Source organism: Nocardia puris (assembly GCF_036051655.1).
GTDB lineage: Bacteria > Actinomycetota > Actinomycetes > Mycobacteriales > Mycobacteriaceae > Nocardia > Nocardia puris.
Window position 1 is genome coordinate 1,528,545 of sequence record NZ_CP107943.1, and the last position, 16,102, is coordinate 1,544,646.

Annotated in this window: 16 protein-coding genes, 1 tRNA gene and 1 pseudogene; 8 read left to right on the forward strand and 10 right to left on the reverse strand. The window is 68.1% G+C overall.

The genetic code is table 11. The annotated features are described in order from the left end of the window. Positions 1-48: 48 nt before the first annotated feature. The gene (locus tag OHB21_RS06725; RefSeq protein ID WP_067508113.1) at positions 49-1,167 is read left to right on the forward strand and encodes a nitric oxide synthase oxygenase; all 1,119 of its coding nucleotides are present in this window, start codon (positions 49-51) and stop codon (positions 1,165-1,167) included. 34 nt (positions 1,168-1,201) lie between these two features. On the opposite strand, the gene OHB21_RS06730 is transcribed toward OHB21_RS06725, so the two are convergent. From OHB21_RS06730 to OHB21_RS06745, 4 genes are read right to left on the reverse strand one after another with little or no spacing between them, the layout of a single operon-like run. Continuing rightward, complete coding sequence (locus OHB21_RS06730; protein WP_067508062.1) at positions 1,202-2,065, reverse strand: hypothetical protein; 864 nt, start codon at positions 2,063-2,065, stop codon at positions 1,202-1,204. A gap of 10 nt (positions 2,066-2,075) precedes the next feature. After that, positions 2,076-2,831, reverse strand: coding sequence for a DUF6345 domain-containing protein (locus tag OHB21_RS06735; RefSeq protein WP_067508064.1), 756 nt, complete (start codon positions 2,829-2,831; stop codon positions 2,076-2,078). Between the two features lie 31 nt (positions 2,832-2,862). After that, positions 2,863-4,368 (reverse strand): S8 family peptidase, encoded by a 1,506-nt coding sequence (locus OHB21_RS06740; protein ID WP_195126131.1) that lies wholly within the window; start codon positions 4,366-4,368, stop codon positions 2,863-2,865. A 6-nt stretch (positions 4,369-4,374) separates the two neighbouring features. Beyond that, complete coding sequence (locus OHB21_RS06745) at positions 4,375-5,262, reverse strand: hypothetical protein (protein ID WP_067508068.1); 888 nt, start codon at positions 5,260-5,262, stop codon at positions 4,375-4,377. Positions 5,263-5,573: 311 nt separating this feature from the next. On the opposite strand from OHB21_RS06745, the gene OHB21_RS06750 reads away from it, so the two are divergent. The 3 genes and pseudogenes from OHB21_RS06750 to OHB21_RS06760 all read left to right on the forward strand — a co-directional run bounded on the left by OHB21_RS06750 (position 5,574) and on the right by OHB21_RS06760 (position 8,460). Further along, on the forward strand, positions 5,574-5,924 hold the full coding sequence (locus OHB21_RS06750) for a hypothetical protein (protein WP_067508070.1): 351 nt from the start codon (positions 5,574-5,576) through the stop codon (positions 5,922-5,924). Between the two features lie 463 nt (positions 5,925-6,387). Further along, positions 6,388-7,552: pseudogene (locus OHB21_RS06755) on the forward strand (IS3 family transposase). Between the two features lie 161 nt (positions 7,553-7,713). Then, positions 7,714-8,460 (forward strand): phosphotransferase family protein, encoded by a 747-nt coding sequence (locus OHB21_RS06760; protein ID WP_195124895.1) that lies wholly within the window; start codon positions 7,714-7,716, stop codon positions 8,458-8,460. 89 nt (positions 8,461-8,549) lie between these two features. On the opposite strand, the gene OHB21_RS06765 is transcribed toward OHB21_RS06760, so the two are convergent. Together OHB21_RS06765 and OHB21_RS06770 are read right to left on the reverse strand one after the other, a co-directional pair. Then, positions 8,550-8,831 (reverse strand): hypothetical protein, encoded by a 282-nt coding sequence (locus OHB21_RS06765; RefSeq protein ID WP_195124896.1) that lies wholly within the window; start codon positions 8,829-8,831, stop codon positions 8,550-8,552. Positions 8,832-9,098: 267 nt separating this feature from the next. Then, the gene (locus tag OHB21_RS06770) at positions 9,099-9,749 is read right to left on the reverse strand and encodes a hypothetical protein (protein ID WP_195124897.1); all 651 of its coding nucleotides are present in this window, start codon (positions 9,747-9,749) and stop codon (positions 9,099-9,101) included. A gap of 114 nt (positions 9,750-9,863) precedes the next feature. On the opposite strand from OHB21_RS06770, the gene OHB21_RS06775 reads away from it, so the two are divergent. The 3 genes from OHB21_RS06775 to OHB21_RS06785 are packed head-to-tail and all read left to right on the forward strand — an operon-like array spanning position 9,864 to position 11,855. Further along, the gene (locus OHB21_RS06775; RefSeq protein ID WP_195124898.1) at positions 9,864-10,169 is read left to right on the forward strand and encodes a transposase; all 306 of its coding nucleotides are present in this window, start codon (positions 9,864-9,866) and stop codon (positions 10,167-10,169) included. Continuing rightward, a complete protein-coding gene (locus OHB21_RS06780) occupies positions 10,115-11,059 on the forward strand; it encodes an IS3 family transposase (RefSeq protein ID WP_324192205.1) in 945 nt (314 codons plus the stop codon). Before OHB21_RS06775 ends, OHB21_RS06780 begins: the two co-directional genes overlap by 55 nt. A 58-nt stretch (positions 11,060-11,117) precedes the next feature. Continuing rightward, positions 11,118-11,855, forward strand: coding sequence for a site-specific integrase (locus OHB21_RS06785; protein WP_228789700.1), 738 nt, complete (start codon positions 11,118-11,120; stop codon positions 11,853-11,855). Position 11,856: 1 nt separating this feature from the next. On the opposite strand, the gene OHB21_RS06790 is transcribed toward OHB21_RS06785, so the two are convergent. The 3 genes from OHB21_RS06790 to OHB21_RS06800 all read right to left on the reverse strand — a co-directional run bounded on the left by OHB21_RS06790 (position 11,857) and on the right by OHB21_RS06800 (position 13,676). Beyond that, a tRNA-Ser gene (locus tag OHB21_RS06790) sits at positions 11,857-11,941 on the reverse strand. A 24-nt stretch (positions 11,942-11,965) separates the two neighbouring features. After that, positions 11,966-12,376 (reverse strand): MarR family winged helix-turn-helix transcriptional regulator, encoded by a 411-nt coding sequence (locus OHB21_RS06795; protein ID WP_084537739.1) that lies wholly within the window; start codon positions 12,374-12,376, stop codon positions 11,966-11,968. Positions 12,377-12,500: 124 nt separating this feature from the next. Then, a complete protein-coding gene (locus OHB21_RS06800; RefSeq protein WP_195124900.1) occupies positions 12,501-13,676 on the reverse strand; it encodes a lactate 2-monooxygenase in 1,176 nt (391 codons plus the stop codon). 84 nt (positions 13,677-13,760) lie between these two features. On the opposite strand from OHB21_RS06800, the gene OHB21_RS06805 reads away from it, so the two are divergent. Continuing rightward, on the forward strand, positions 13,761-14,762 hold the full coding sequence (locus OHB21_RS06805) for an NAD(P)H-quinone oxidoreductase (protein WP_067509703.1): 1,002 nt from the start codon (positions 13,761-13,763) through the stop codon (positions 14,760-14,762). A gap of 14 nt (positions 14,763-14,776) precedes the next feature. Here the strand turns inward: OHB21_RS06805 and OHB21_RS06810 are convergent, their stop codons facing one another. Further along, positions 14,777-15,979: a cysteine desulfurase-like protein gene (locus OHB21_RS06810; RefSeq protein WP_067509705.1), complete on the reverse strand. Its 1,203-nt coding sequence runs from the start codon at positions 15,977-15,979 to the stop codon at positions 14,777-14,779. Between the last annotated feature and the right edge of the window lie 123 nt (positions 15,980-16,102).

Here is a 16,102-nt window from a genome sequence, read left to right on the forward strand (position 1 = left end):
GTACCTGATGCCCGACCGGAGAACCCCGTGAACCACGTTCTGCCCGCCATTCCGCCCGAAACCACCGTCGGTACCGAACCTTTCGGTCTCGATCTCGGACGGCGACTGCGCGAATGCGATGAATTCTTCCGACAGCCCGAACTCGCCCACCTGTCCGACCAGCGCCGCCGCGCCGCGCTCGCCCAACTGCGCGACACCGGCACGTACGTGCAGACCGCCGAGGAGATCCAGATCGGCGCCCGGCTGGCCTGGCGCAACCACGCCCGCTGCGTGGGCCGCAAACATTGGCGCTCACTGAAATTGCTCGACGCCCGGCGCGTGACCACGGCGCGTGAACTGGCCGAGGTGTGCTGGCAGCACCTGCACATGGCCACCAATGGCGGTGCGGTGCAATCCCTGATCACCGTCGGCCCGCCGCGCAGGCCCGACGGGCGGGAGTACCGGATCGTCAGCCCGCAACTCATCCGCTATGCCGGATACCGCAACGGCGACGGCACCGTCACCGGCGACCCGGCCAATATCGCGATCACCGAGTTCGCGATGAAACTCGGATGGCGCGGTGCGCGAACGCCTTTCGATATCCTGCCGCTGTTGATCAGCACACCCGACGAACCGATCCGCTGGTTCGAGGTGCCGCCGGAGATCGCGTGGGAAGTGGAGCTCGAGCACCCGGAATTCGAGTGGTTCGCCGGACTCGGGCTGAAATGGCATGCGGTGCCCGCCGTGTCGAACATGAACCTCGAAATCGGCGGGATCACTTACCCTTTCGCACCCTTCAACGGCTGGTACGTGGGTGCCGAGATCGGCGCGCGCAATTTCAGCGACACCGACCGCTACAACATGCTGCCGCTGATCGCCGACATGATGGGCCTGGACACCTCCCACGCGCGCACCCTGTGGCGCGACCAAGCGCTGATCGAGCTGAACAAGGCTGTGCTGCACAGCTACCGGAAGGCGAAGGTGCACATCGTCGACCACCACACCGTCGCCAAACAGTTCTGCGAACACGTCGCCAAGGAGGAATCCGCCGGGCGGAAATGCCCGACGGACTGGTCGTGGGTGAATCCGCCGATCTCCTCCGGACTGACGCCCACCTTCCACCGGTACTTCGATCCGCCCGACGACGACCTGCGCCCCAATTTCGTGCGGCGGGATACCGGCGGCTGAGGTCGCCGGTATCCCGGGTGTGATCCGGTCGGCGTCAGCCCGTGGGACGGGTGCCCGATTCGGGTCCGGTGGCCTGCGGCATCAGGGGTCCCACGCCGTTGACGGCGGCGGGGACGACATGCTGCACGGTCCGCGTCTCCTCGTTGTCCTGATCCGGCAGCCGGAGATCGAGCGTATACACCGGCTGGATGTACTCCTGTTCCTGGAGACGGCCGAACTCCAGGTATCCGAAATGCGCGTCGCGCACGAGGAATCCGCTGTCGCGGGACAGGTGCCAGTAATCCTCGACCTCGCCGAGCACATCGTCCAGGGTCCGCAGCGCGCGGACCGGCTCGTGGATCCCGGCGATGCGCCGCGCCGTCCGTTCGAATCCCGTCAGCTCGTGCTTCGCGTCGAGGTAGACCACGAGACAGCCACCCTGGCCGAGCACGGGCACGCCGTCGAGCTCGCGGGCGAGGATCACCCCGGCGTCGATCACCCGCGGGTACGCCGGCTCGCCGCCGATCTCGGCGGACGCGACGTGCAGGCGGGTGACTCGCTCCGGCGTGAACACCTCACCGTCGGCCAGGTCGAGGTGATCGACGGCCCGGACCGCCGCGTCGATCGCATCCGCGTCGCTGATGTCCAGGTTCGACTCTCCGTCGTCGACCTGCCAGCGATCGCGGTCCACGTACTGCACCGCGCGCGAGGGGCGGTAGACCGTCACCAGGCGCGATTCGTCCTCGAGCTCGAGCAGCGGGCCGAACTCGGTCCAGCTCCGGCTCGAATCCCGTTTCAGCCCGGCGCGTTCAGCGAGTGCGTCGAGGTCGTCCAGCGGGTCGACGCGCGGGTCCACCCGGTAGATGTTGGTGGCCGCCTCGAAGCCGCGCCAACGTGCGGCGAGCGCGTCGTAGTCCATCTCCTTGCTCCTAACTCCGCCATTTCCAGGCCAGATGATTCGAGGGCACGGGCCCGGCGTCGCGATCGGAGAGCTTGCCGTGGTCGCGCCGGAACCGGGAGTCGGGCCCGTCGCGGCCACAGGCGATCGCGATCGGCCTGTTGGTGTTGCTGCCCGAGCGCGCGAACGCGGCGTCGAGCCATGCGGTGCCGACCGGGGTGCCCCGCGACACCGCGGTGAGGAATTCGGCGCCGCGGTTGGTGTCGATTCCGGGGAATTCGGTGCCGATGAAGGCGCACAGCACGTGCAGCGCGCGCCGGGGCTGCCCGGCGACGCCCGAGGTCGGCGTGTCCCAGGTGCGCATCACGCTGGTGCCGACGTCCGGGTTCTCGGTCACGGCGTCGCACAGGTCGAGGACGAGCCACCGCAGCCTGCGCACACCGAGTCGCATGTTCCGGTAGAACGCGCGACACCCGAAGTGGTTGGAGGCCAACGACACCGCCGTTTCCGCGGCGCCGTGGCCGGAGACATACATCAGGTGCGTGTTGTCCACCATGTTGAGCGAATCCCCGGTGGATACCACCGCGGGGTGCTCGTAGTCGGTGGCCCACGCGTCCGCATTGCCCCAGACGAACTTCTCGATATGCCCGAAGTTGCGCGCGGTGTTGATCACCGCCGCCGCCACGCTCCACGCGGCGGGCAGTGCGCGGAAACCGCAGACGGTCCCCGGCACCACGGCCGCGCTGTTCCATTCCACCGCGAATTCGACCCGCGTGAAATCTGCCATCGTCGTCACCTCTTTCTCCGCCGGTGAAACCTCACCACCAGCCTTTGTCCGCCCCGTACCGGTACGCCGCGTAGACGTCGATCCGTCCGGCGCCGAAATGGTTCTCCTTGTCCCGGAGCTGGCCCACGACGCGCGCCGCCGTGTTCTCGATCGCCTCCTGCACCCGCACCGGCACGATCGGCGTGTTCGCGATCAGACAGGCGTGGGCGAGCAGTGCGAGGCATCCCGCGACGTGCGGAGTCGCCGCGGACGTGCCGCCGAATCCGCTGTAGGGCAAGGAGCTTCCCGTGCCGGAGCCGTCGTGGAGGTAGTTGCACGAGGTCGTGCCGGGCCCGGGAGCGCAGATGTCCGGCTTGATGAGGCCCGGGCGCATTCCGTTCGCGTAGGGATAGTCGGTGTAGGGCGGTTTGCCCCACTCTGCCGGGCCGCGCCCGGAATACCCGGCGAGTTGATCGGAGACATCGGTGGCGCCGCAGCCGATGGCCGACGCGGTGCCGCCGACGGGGTTCTGCGACGGATGAATTCGCGGCGGCGGACAGTTCCCCGGCGTCGCGATGTTGTACGGGATCGGATAGAGCCCGGGTTGATCACCCTGATTCCCGATGCTGTTCGCGTGCAGGATGCCCGCCGCCGCGATCGCCTCGGTCGCGCGCCGCCACCCCGTGTAATTGGGGTTGCTCGGGAACTTCCACGACATCGACATGCTGATGACGTGCACACCGTGCTCGATCGCGAATTCGAATGCGCGCCAATACCTGTTCTCGGTGCCGCCGACGCGCAGCGCCATGATGGTGGCGCCCGGTGCGACTCCTGTTCGCGCACCGGCTGATCCGGTTCCGGCGACGATGCCCGCGCACGAGGTGCCGTGGCCCCTGTCGTCCCTCGGATCGTCGTCGTCGAACCAGAAATCCCAACCGTGGTGCGGGAATTCGGGGCCGCCGTCCCACATCCGATCCGCCAGATCGGGGTGGTCGTAGTTCACGCCGGTATCGATGACCGCCGCGACCACGCCGTCGCCGGTGACGCCGAGCTGCCACAGCAGGGGCGCTTTCACGCGGGTCACGCTCCACGTCGGCTGCGGCAGCGCGCTGTCGCCGGCCGCCCGTGCCCGCTCGCGCACCCGCGCGGGACGGGTCGTGGTGGGCGCATCGAGGAGGTCCTCGATGTCCACGGTGCGTGAGATGTCCACGGAGGCGACGTCCGCGCGGGCCAGGACGGCCCGCAGCACGTCGGGTGTGAGTCGCGCCGAGATCGAGTTCGTCGACCAGGAGGTGTCCAGCCCCGCCACTTTGGGCACGGCGACACCCTCGGCGGGCTCCGAGTCCTCCGCCGACCGGCCCCGCAGGTAGTCCAGCAGATCGCGCTGGTCGGCGGCGGCCCGCTCCTTCATCGCGGTGGCGGCATCCCGGCCCGCGCCGTCGGCGGCGCGGAATTCGGCCGCGGGCTCGCCGTGCAGGAAGATGTCGACCTCGATCGTGTCGTAGTCGCGGGCGTTGTCGAGCAGAACCCGCAACGCCTCGCTCACTTTGTTCGTCATCGCCGGCTACCGGATCCGATGCGCCTGCGATTTGCAGGTGTAGAAGTACCCGCAGAAATCGCGGTAGGGCCCGCGATCACAGGTCTCCGGATTCACGATCACGCGGCCGCTGTTGTCGGTGTTGCGGGCCGCCGTTCGGCCGGGCTTGTGTCCCCAGAATCCCTCGGCGGCCGAATGGATTCGGTACCAGTGGAAGTCCTGATTGCGGGCCACGACGAGGGCCACCAGCCTGCGCGGCTTCTCGGCGTCGGGGAAGCAGTGGAAACGCCGGTGGCAGCCGTCGGCCAACGACGCGCGGGTGAGCTCGGCGCAGGTGAACGCGGTGTACTTCGCGCCGGCGCCGAGTCCGGGCTGGGCGAAGGTGTTGGTGCGCCAGTTGCTCGCGTAGTTGTAGCAGTTGTTCTTCAGGATGACCGCCGGGTCGTTCCAGAATCCCGGATTGAACTTGGAGCGCTCGATGTAGCACGTGTCGGAGTCGGGGGCGACCTCGGCCGGGGCGCCGGACCGATCCTCGACCGTCTCGCGGGGCGAGCGCACGAAATCGAGCATCGCCAAGAGGTTCTGCACGTCGGTTTCGGGCGCGACAACGCCGTCGGTGACCGCGTCGTAGGTACCGAGGCCGCGGATGAGGCGTTCGGCGAAGTCGAGTCCCACACCGCCCGCGTGGGTCGCATCGATCTTGAATTCCCTTGGCAGGCCGAAGGTTTCGCCATCGTCGTCCATGGCCTGGACCAGCGCGCCCCGGAAGCCGAGTCCGTCGAAACCGGAGTCCGGCTCGGTGGCGACATCGGGCCTGGCGGCGACATCGCGCAGCAATTGGCGCGACTGCTCGCCGTCCACGTAATAGTAAGGATTGGGTCGACCCGAGAAGGCGTCGATCGTGATGCGCAGCATCGCTGCTCCTGGAAAGTGGTACTGAATGGCGGACCGGTCGATGTCGTGCCGGTCGGGCCGTTGAAGGTGTTCTCCGCGCGGTCGCGGTGCCTACCGACCTGGGATCGGTCGAGCGGAAAGTGCGAAACAATCGTGGCAGGCGGCGCGGGTCGTCACACGAGTAGTTCGCTACCCGGAATCGAAGCGGTGGGACCAGGGGACTGTTGGCGATACCACCTGCGTGGGACAGTGGGATGAGCGTCCTTCCGAGTGGTCGCGCCTCCGACGAGAATCGAGCCGGCATCACTGATGACATCGGTAGACGGGCCTTCGTGCGAGTCATCGCGACGGGCGCGCTGTGCACGGCGTGCGGCGGTGCGATGACCCCGGAATTCTCCGTCGAGCTGGACCTGTTCAGCGGCCGTCCCAACCCCGCGTGGACGCTGACGGCGCCGCAGGCACGCGAACTGGCCCGCTTGCTCGACGACCTTCCCCCGACCGACCGGCGCGCCGACCCACCGGGCCTCGGGTACCGCGGCTTCGCCGTCACCGGCACCCTCGACTGCACCGTCTACGCGGGCATCGTCACCTTCCCGAAGGGGCGCCGAGCCGAGGACGCGCACGGCGCCGAACGTTGGCTGACCGACCTCGCGCGGGCCCGAGGATGGGAGATCCCCCGCTGAGCGTGCGGCTAACCGCCGAACCGAGGGCCGCGAGGAGAATGACGCCGTGGCACCGCGGATTCCGAGAAAGTTGGGGGAAGGACCACCGCGTTGCCAGTCGTTTTCTGGTGCGGACTCCGTCCGCGCTCGGGCGGCGTGGCGGCTACATCCCGGCGCAACGACGTCGACAGCCGCTCGATCGGGCCGGTAGGCTTCTCGACCGTGACCGAGGGGGGAACACCGAGTACTCAGAGCCTGAGCGTGGTGCCGGAGAAGGTCCGTGCGGTCGGCAACCAGGTCTATGCGCTGGCTGAAGAGTTGAAGTCAGCGTTGGATTCGGCTGGCGTCGACGTGGATTCGGTGCTCGACGACGGGTGGACGGGCAGCGCAGCGAACGAGTTCTTCGCTGGATGGACGGGGCTGCTGCAGGGGTGGGTGACAACCGAGGTGGCTTGCCGAGAGGCAGGCCTGAGAGGATGTCGCAGTGCCCAAGCCGTATCCGAAAGAGTTCCGCGACGACGTCGTGCGGGTCGCTCGCAACCGCGACGACGGAGTGACCTGGAGCAGGTCGCGGCCGATTTCGGGGTTCATCCGATGACGTTGTCGAAATGGATGCGCCAAGCCGAGATCGATGACGGGAACAAGCCCGGGACCACTCGCAGCGAGTCGGTCGAGTTGCGGGATGCTCGCCGCCGGATTCGCCTGTTGGAACAGGAGAACGAGGTCCTGCGCCGCGCCGCGGCGTATCTGTCGCAGGCACAGATCCCGGGAAAAGGCTCTACCCGCTCGTGAAAGAGCTTGCCGCCGAAGGGAATCCCTGTGGCGGTGACGTGCCGGGTGCTGCAGCTCGCTCGCCAGCCCTACTACCGATGGCTGGCAGATCCGGTGACCACTGGCGAACTCGCCGAGGCGTATCGCGCCAACGCGTTGTTCGACGCGCATCGCGACGACCCTGAGTTCGGCTACCGGTTTCTCGCCGACGAAGCCCGCGAAGCCGGTGAATCGATGAGTGCGCGGACCGCGTGGCGGATCTGTTCGACGAATCGGTGGTGGAGCGCGTTCGGCAAGCCGCGGCGTGGCAAGAACGGCAAACCGGGGCCGCCCGTCCATGACGACCTGGTACAGCGCAACTTCCGCAGCGACGCACCAAATCGCCTGTGGCTCAGTGACATCACCGAGCATCAGACCGGCGAAGGCAAGCTGTACTTGTGCGCGGTCAAAGACGTCTCCTCCAACCGGATCATCGGGTATTCGATCGATCCCGGATGAAGTCTCGACTGGCGGTGACCGCGGTGAACAATGCCGTTGCCCGACGCGGTGACGTGTCCGGTTGCGTGATCCACACCGACCGCGGATCTCAATTTCGCTCGCGGAGATTCGTCGGCGCGCTCAACCGTCATCGCATGGTCGGATCCATGGGCCGTGTCGGCGCGGCCGCTGACAACGCCGCCATGGAAAGCTTCTTCAGCCTGCTGCAACGCAACGTCTTGGACCGACAGCGTTGGGACACCCGCGAGCAGCTCCGGATCGCGATCGTCACCTGGATCGAACGCACCTACCACCGGCGTCGTCGACAAGCCAGGCTCGGCCGGTTGACCCCAATCGAATTCGAAACCATCATGGCTCCAGCAGCCCGACAAGCTGCCTAACCGCTGTCACCCGATCCTGCAGCAGCCCCCAACGGTGACAGCGGGGACCAGCAGAGGTTCTGGGAAGACCCGTTGAGACAACGCTCGGCAAGCCAGCGACGGGCCACTGGCCCGCGATAATCGCGGCGACGTCGATGGCTATCCCAGCCATAATCTCCGACGTGAAAGAAGTCGAGGTCGTCGTCGCCCATCACGAGCGCGCGACTCTGCGCGTCGGCGCAGTGTTCCTGAAGATTGACGCTGAGCAGTCGAACACCGACGTCGAGGTCGAGGCGATGGCCAGGGCACCGATCCCGACCCCCGAGGTTCTGTGGCGCAACCCGCCCGTGCTCGCGCTCGCCGCTCTGCCAGGGACGACACTCGGTCGCCTCGGTGAGCCGTCGACTGCACCACCAGCGGCGTGGGCGGCGGTGGGCGCCACGATACGGAAGCTGCACGACGCGCCGCTACCGCCATGGCCCGGCCGCAGCCTCGACGCGCTCGCATCGGAGCTCGACCGCGAATGTGCATGGATTGTCAGGAGCGGGGTGGTTCCTGCCGACGTTGTCGCATACAACCGTCGGATAGCCGAGATCGCGCTCCGGCCGTGGACGCCGGTATTCACACACGGCGACCTCCAGATCTCTCACGTGTTCGTCGACGGTGACGAGGTCACGGGCATTATCGACTGGTCGGAGGCGGCACAGGGTGATCCCTTGTATGACCTCGCCACCCTGACGCTCGGACACCCGGAACACCTCGGTGACGTCGTTGCCGGGTACGGCTCCGACGTCGACCTTGACGTGATCCGCGCCTGGTGGTCGTTGCGTAGCCTGCGGGGAGTCCGCTGGCTGGTGGAGCACGGTTTCGATCCGACCTCGCCAGGCTGCGAGGTCGACGTGCTGAGAACCCAGGCGTTGCGGGGCTGACCACTCACAACCAAGATTGCGACGTCAAAATTCGCCGATACAAACATCGTCGGATCTGGGGCGACGTCAGGATCCACCGATCGGTGACGTCAGAGATCACCGATAGAACCAGCCCGGATCGCGACGTAGTCGAACCAGTTGCGTTTGGACCACTGGGTCCAGCCGACAGCGGTGGCAATGCTTGAGCCGGTCAGGTCGGCCAGGATCGCGGCTGGAAGATGGCTCGCAAGGGCATAGCGAGCGCTGTTGCGTCCGTCCCTGACTGCAATGCCTTCGGCAGCAAGCATTTTGCAGAAGTGCGACCTGCCGATCGGGCGAGACGGATAGCGCCCGGGGAAGAGCCAGACCGATCCGCCGACCGCCCGGTTCATCAGCGACGGAGTTGCGGGAGCGTCGCGCAGCTCGCGGATGAGGGTGGCCAGTTTCGGCGGCAGTTCGATGCGGTGGGAGTCGATCGCGAGTCGGATCCGGTCGCCGTCATCGTGCAGATCACTGCGGGTGAGGTGCGCGACACGGGTTCCTTCGAGCCCGAACCGCAGGATCAGCGCCCCTGCGACTCGCAGCGGCAGGGGCAGGGGCAGGGGCAGGGGCAGCCCGGTGTCGTTGAGGCAGCGGTGCAGGTGAGTTCGGCGTTCTTGTTAGTCGAGGAGGCCCAGCGGTCCGTGCTGGGATTTGCGGGGCAAGGTGATGCTGCTGATCAGGCCGCGCGCTGTGGCCCAGCTGATGAATGCGTCGATGTTTGTTCGGGTCGTGTTGCCGTCTGAGAGCCATTGCTCGAACTCGCCCTGGGTGAGGGTGCCGAGGGTGAGTTGGTGTTCGTCAATCCAGGCGAGTAGGTCAGCTGCTCGGCGCAGTCGCGAGCGTAGGAAGGCGGCGGAACTGTGGGAGGTGCTGCCGCGTTGGCGGGCCCGGCGCAGTAGGAACCAGTGGACGAAGGGAGAGAGCATCTGCCGATGCTGTGCTGCGACGTCGGCTAGGAGGGCGTCGGCCCAGGCGGGTATGGATCCGAAGTATTCGTTGCGGGGTTCCAGGATGCCGCTGGTGATCAGCAGTTCGCGGATGTAGCTGCGCGCTGGAGTCGGCGCCAGGGCATCGAGTGTGTCGTGAGTGATCGGTTCGCTGAGGGTGGCCAGCTCGGCGAGCAGCGCGGGTGTGCGGCTGCTGCGGAGCCAGTGCAGGGCGCTCCGCGGGTCGGTGACGCCGAGTAGCACCTGGCGGACGGGTTCGAGGTGCGCGGGCACCGGGCGGCCGGGGGCCGACAGCAGCGCGTCGAGCCGGTCGGCGAGCACGCATCGAGAACATAGGTGGTCGGTGTAGCGGTGGCCGCTGGCACCGCAGTGAGGTTCCCCCGCTTTCTCGGAGGGCTCTGATTGTGGTCCGGTAGGGGCCGGAAGGAGTCATTCGTGGCAGCACCGAAGAAGTATCCAGATGAGTTGAAGGCGCGGGCCGTGCGGTTGTATCGGGAGTCCGATCCCAAGCCGACGATCCGCAAGCTCGCCGCCCAGCTCGGGGTGCATCACGAGGCGTTGCGGAACTGGATCCGCCAAGCCGAGGCCGATGCCGGCGAACGCGCCGACAGGCCGACCACCGACATGGCCGCCGAGAACCGCGCGTTGAAGAAGCGGGTCGCGGAGTTGGAGCGGGTGAACGAGATATTGCGTTCTGCGAGTGCGTATTTCGCTTCGGAGCTCGGCCCGACCCGGCGGTGATCATGCGGTTCATCGAACAGAACAGCCAGCACCCGGTCGAGCTCCTACTACGGGTCCTGGGCATCGCGTCCTCGACCTATTACGAATGGCGCAAACGCGCGCGACAGCCGTCGGATCGTCATGTCGAAGACGAGAAGCTGTTGGCCGAGATCGTCGACATTCATACCAGTTCCGGCGGCACTAATGGGTCGCCGAGAGTGCATGCGATGTTGCGGCGCAGAGGTTTCCGGGTCGGACGCAAACGTGTGGAACGGTTGATGCGGGCCTCGCGGTTGCAGGGAGCGTTCCTGCGTAAGAAGTGGCGGCTCGGTTCGACCCGGCAGGATCCGCGGGCCACACCGGCGCCGGATCTGGTCGAACGCAACTTCACCGCCGCGGAACCGAACCGGCTGTGGGTGGCCGATGCCACTCGTGTTCTGTGTGGTCAGGGTGCGTTCTGGCTGGCCGCGGTGCGCGATGCGTTCTCTAATCGGATCGTGGGCTGGAAGACCTCTGACCGCTGTGATACCGAGTTGGTACTCGGCGCGATGGAGTACGCGGTCTGGGGCCGGGAGATCCGTGACGGGCAGTTGATTCACCACAGCGACCGCGGTTCGACCTACACCGCGATCCGGTTCGCTAATCGGTTGGCCGACATCGGGATCGCGCAATCGATGGGATCGGTCGGCGACAGTTACGACAACGCGTTGATGGAGAACTTCTTCTCCACTCTCGAGACCGAGCTGGTCTACCGGCGGACCTGGCGCACCCGCGACGAGGCCGAGAACGCCCTGTTCGCCTACATCGACGGCTGGTACAACTCCCAGCGCATCCAGAAGAAGCTCGGCTGGCGATCACCCGACGAGTTCGAAGCCGGCTACCATCAACAGGTTCCAGCCGGAACCAGATAATCCGCTCCCCGGATTAGCGGGGGAACCTCATCTCGATTCGCAGATAGGTCAAGGCCGGTTGGCGCGCAACGTCGCGAAGCTGGTGGATCGGGTGCCGGGGTCGAAGAAGGAGATGGACACCTACAGCGCGGCCGAAGTTCGCAGGGTGCTCGCGGCGGCTGATGGTGACCGGATTGGCCATGCGTGGGACCTTGCCCTGACCGGGCTCAGACGCGGCGAGATCGCCGGATTGCGTTGGAGTGACGTTGATTTCGGCAACGGAACGCTGACAGTCGAGAACACGCGCATTCAGGTTGACGGCAAGGTCATCGAGAAGACGACCAAGACGGAGAAGTCTCGGCGGAGTCTGCCGCTTACTCCGGCGATCACGGAGGTTCTCGAGCGGGCGAGGGCGAAGCAGGCGGCGGAACGGCTCGAACTGGGTGAGAGCTACGGCGAAGGGCTGTACGTGGTGTGCGATGAGGCGGGGGAACCGGTCCACCCCGACAAACTGTCTCGGGGATGGCACAGCGTGTGCCAGGCGGCGAAGGTGCGGCATATCCGGCTTCACGATGCCCGGCACACCTGCGGGACGTTGCTGCATCTTCAGAACGTGCCGATCGCGGTCGTGTCGGCGGGGCTGGGGCATTGCGATGCGGCGTTCACGATGCGGACGTACGTGCACAGCCAGGCGGACGCGCTGGCCGACGCCGCTCGGAGCTTGAACGCGGTTGTGACAAATCGTGACAAGCCGAAGCGTTCGCCCGGTTCGGATTCAGCCGCGTCGCCGGTCGGCTGGCTGACCTGCGGAAGTTGAGCGGAGACGGAGGGATTTGAACCCCCGGTCGCTCTCGCGACGCTCGCTTTCAAGGCGAGTGCATTCGGCCGCTCTGCCACGTCTCCAGGGCCCCGATAGTAACGGACGGGTCAGTCGCCGCGCGCATCGATGACGCGGTCGATGCGGGCGAAGATCTCGCCGACCAGGTCGAGTTGGTCGGGGGTGAGGGGGTCGATGAAGTCGCGGCGGACGGCTTCGACGTGGCCTGGCGCGGCGGCGGCGAGGCGGCGCAGGCCCTCGTCGGTGAGTTCGGCGCGCACGCCGCGGCCGTCCTCGACGACGGTGTTGCGCCGGACCATGCCCTGGGCCTCCATGCGGCGGATCTGGTGGGTGAGCCTGCTGCGGGAGGAGAGCACGCCGTCGGCGAGTTCGCTCATGCGCAGCGATCGGCCGGGGGCCTCGGAGAGCAGCACCAGGATGCGATATTCGGGCAGGCTGAGATCGCTGTCGCGTTGCAGCTGCCGGTTGAGCGCGGTCATCAGGCGTTGGTGGCCGTCCATGTAGGCCCGCCAGGCCCGCTGCTGCGCCGGCGTCAGCCAGCGCGGTTCGGTGAGCGGACGACCAGTCTGTTCTGGATGCACTTGATCATTCTAAAGCGGGTGTGAACTGGGAAAATCGCTTCCGTCAGCGCAGCACCGAGATCATCGACCTCGACAGTTCCGCGGGACTCGCGCATCCCGAAAGCCCCAGCGCCTGATCGAAATCGGCGAGCAGCAACCGCAGCGCGTGCTTCACCCCCGCCCGGCCCGCGATGCCGAGACCGTAGGCGTAGGGCCTGCCGTACAGCACCGCCTTGGCGCCGAGCGCCAGCGCGATGAGCACGTCGGAGCCGGTGCGCACGCCGGAGTCGAACAGCACGTCGGCGCGGTCGCCGACGCCCGCTGCCACGGCGGGCAGCGCGTCCAGCGCGGCGATGGAGCCGTCGACCTGGCGGCCGCCGTGGTTGCTCACGACGACCGCGTCGGCGCCCGCGTCCACCACCTGGCGGGCATCGTCGGGGTGCAGGATGCCCTTCACCGCGATCGGCAGATCGGTCCATTCGCGCAGGTGCGTCAGGTCGGCGGGGCGCAGCGTGTGGTTGCCGAACAGGCCGACCCAGGTGAGGATCGCGACGCGCATCGCGTCCTCGCTCTCCTCCGGCGGCGCGGGCAGCTTGGCGCGGAACACCGGATCGGACAGGTAGTTGGCGATGCCCTTGCCGTGCAGGAACGGCAGGTGCGCCAGTTCGAGGTCGCGCGGGCGCCAGCCCAGCGTGGGCGTGTCGACGGTGACGACGATGGCCTTGGCGCCCGCGCGCTCGGCCCGCTCCACGAACGAGCGCGCCAGCTCGTGGTCATTGGGCCAGTACAGCTGGTACCACCACTCGCCCGCGGCCGCGCCCACCTCCTCGATGGTCGACGACGACGCCGTGGACAGCACGTCGCCGATGCCGAGTTCCTTGGTGACCTCGCCGACGATCACCTCGCCGCGCTCGTGCATCAGCTCCAGCACGCCGATGGGCGCGGTGAGCACCGGCGCGGCCAGCCGGGTGCCGAGCACCTCCACCGACAGATCGCGCGCGCCGGGCCCGGTGGTGCCGCGCAGCATCCGCGGCACGATCCGGTACTTGTCGAACGCGGCGCGGTTGGCGGCGGCGGTGCGCTCCCCCGACGCGCTGCCCGCGACGTACGCGAATTCGGCTTCCCCGAGCACCTCGGCCGCGCGCTGCTCCAAACCCGCCGCCGTCATGGGCAATTCGGGTAGCGCGCCGCCGAGTCCGCCCAGATAGATCTCGTTCTGGAAGTCGATGAAGCTGCTCACGCTCCGGAACGCTAGTCCGTTGTGAGATTTCCCGCACCGTTGCCGGGCGTTTCGGACACGGTGTGGCGCGGGCAGTATGGGGTGATGCGCGCGATGGAGCTGAACGGTGTCGGCGGGCCCGAGGTGATGGAGTGGGGCAAGGGCCCCGACCCGGCGCCCGCGCACGGCGAGGTGCTGATCGACGTGGTGGCGGCGGGCGTGAACCGCGCCGACCTCTTGCAGCGGCGCGGGATGTATCCGCCGCCCGCCGGGGCGAGCGAGATCCTGGGGCTGGAGTGCTCGGGCGTGATCGCCGAACTCGGCGACGGGGTGCGGGACTGGCGGGTCGGCGACCGGGTGTGCGCGCTGCTCTCCGGCGGCGCGTACGCCGAGCGGGTCGCGGTGCCCGCCACGCAGGTGCTGCCGGTGCCGGACGGCCTGGATCTGGCCGCGGCGGCGGCGCTGCCGGAGGCGGCGGTGACGGTGTGGTCGAACCTGGTGATGACCGCCGGGCTGCACGCCGGGCAGCTGGTGCTGATCCACGGCGGCGGCAGCGGGATCGGCACGCACGCGATCCAGGTGGCGACGCGGCGCGGCGCGCGGGTGGCGGTGACAGCGGGCTCGGACGAGAAGCTGGCGCGGTGCGCCGAGCTGGGGGCGAGCGTGCTGATCAACTATCGCGAGCGCGACTTCGTGGAGGTCGTGCGCGCGGAGCAGGGGCTGGGCGGGCCGGGCGCCGACATCATCCTCGACATCATGGGCGCGGCGTACCTCTCCCGGAACGTCGACGCGCTCGCCCCGCACGGGCACCTGGTGGTGATCGGGATGCAGGGCGGGGTCAAGGGCGAGCTGAATCTGGCCGCGCTGCTGGGCAAGTGGGGCACCGTGCACGCGACGAACGTGCGCAACCGCCCGGCCGTCGGCACCGGCAGCAAGGCCGAGATCGTCGCGCAGGTGCGCGGGCAACTGTGGCCCGCGATCGCGGAGGGCCAGATCGTGCCGGTGGTGCACGCCGAGCTGCCGATCACCGAGGCGGCCGAGGCCCACCGCCTGCTGGACGGCTCGGGCACCTTCGGCAAGGTCGTGCTGCGCGTACGCGAGGAGTGAGGGGGCGCGCCCGTTCACTCCAGCGCCGACAGCGCCCGCCCCAGCTGATCGATCTCGAACTTCGTCGTGTACGGCGCGAGTCCCACCGTGACCGCCCCGCCCTCGTCGTTGACGCCCAGCGCGTCGAGCAGCCTGCTGCCGCCGTGCACGCCACTGAGCGTGCCGATGCGGGCGTCGGCGAGTTTGGCGGCGATCTTCTCCGCCTGCATCCCCGCCATGGTGAAGCTGACGGTGGGGATGCGGGTGGAGGCGCGGCCGATGACGGTGAGTTCGGGGATCTTGTCGAGCGTGTCCATCAGGTGCTCGAACAGCTGGTCGTGGTAGTCCTGCAGCGAGGTGATCGAGATCTCCAGCCGCTCGCGGCGGGTGCCGGTGGCGCGTTCGTCCAGCCCGGCGAGGAAGTCGATGGACGTGGTGAGCCCCGCCAGCAGCGCGTACTGGTGCCCGCCCACCTCGAGCCGTTCAGCCCCCTTGGCGTAGGGGTTCAGCGACATCGACGGGATGCGGTCCAGGAACGCCGGATCGCGGAACACCAGTGCGCCGATCTGCGGGCCGCCCCACGCGGGCGCGCTGAGCGCCACCACGTCGGCGTTGAGTTCGTCGATGTCGATGAGCGCGTACGGCGCCGCGCCGAACGCGTCGGCCACCAGCAGACCGCCCACCTCGTGCACGCGGTCCGCGGCCACCCGCACCGCGGGCGCGGAACCGACGATGGGTGAGGCCGCGGTGAGCGCGACCAGCCGGGCGGTCGGCCCGATCAGCTCCTCGAACTGCCAGGACGGCATCTCGCAGGTCTCGATCTCGACCTCCGCCCAGCGCACGTGCGCGCCGTAGCGGTTGGCGATGCGCAGCCACGGCGCGACGTTGGCCTCGTCGTCCAGGCGGGACAGCACGATGCCGGTCCCGAGCCCGAGGCGCGAGCTCAGCGATTCCGCGAGCCAGGCCAGCAGCACCGCGCGGTCGGGGCCGAGCACCACCCCGGCCGGATCGCCGCCGACCAGGTCGGCGACGGCCTCGCGGGCGGCGTCGAGAATGGCGGCACTGCGGGCCGAGGCGGAGTGGCGGCCGATGTGGGAGAACGACGACGTGCGGAAACCCGTTGACACGGCGCGGGATACCGCGTCCGGGACGAGCATGCCCGCCTGCGGATCGAGGTGGATCCAGCCGTCGCCCAGGGACGGTATCAGGCCCCGAACCCTCGCGACGTCGTAAGTCATGCTGGCCACTCTAAGGGCATCCGGCGATGCCGTGTAACCGCGTCGCACACCCCGATCGCACGCGGAAGCGGCGCGCGGCGACGGCGCGAACCGGGAATCAGCATGGCAACCGACCTTCAGGGA

Coding starts and splice junctions, on each gene's coding strand:
- OHB21_RS06730 (WP_067508062.1), bottom strand. CDS start 2,065: ATGGACTACGACGCGCTCGCCGCACGTTGGCGCGGCTTCGAGGCGGCC.
- OHB21_RS06735 (WP_067508064.1), bottom strand. CDS start 2,831: ATGGCAGATTTCACGCGGGTCGAATTCGCGGTGGAATGGAACAGCGCG.
- OHB21_RS06740 (WP_195126131.1), bottom strand. CDS start 4,368: ATGACGAACAAAGTGAGCGAGGCGTTGCGGGTTCTGCTCGACAACGCC.
- OHB21_RS06745 (WP_067508068.1), bottom strand. CDS start 5,262: ATGCTGCGCATCACGATCGACGCCTTCTCGGGTCGACCCAATCCTTAC.
- OHB21_RS06765 (WP_195124896.1), bottom strand. CDS start 8,831: ATGAACCGGGCGGTCGGCGGATCGGTCTGGCTCTTCCCCGGGCGCTAT.
- OHB21_RS06795 (WP_084537739.1), bottom strand. CDS start 12,376: ATGGACGGCCACCAACGCCTGATGACCGCGCTCAACCGGCAGCTGCAA.
- OHB21_RS06805 (WP_067509703.1), top strand. CDS start 13,761: ATGCGCGCGATGGAGCTGAACGGTGTCGGCGGGCCCGAGGTGATGGAG.
- OHB21_RS06810 (WP_067509705.1), bottom strand. CDS start 15,979: ATGACTTACGACGTCGCGAGGGTTCGGGGCCTGATACCGTCCCTGGGC.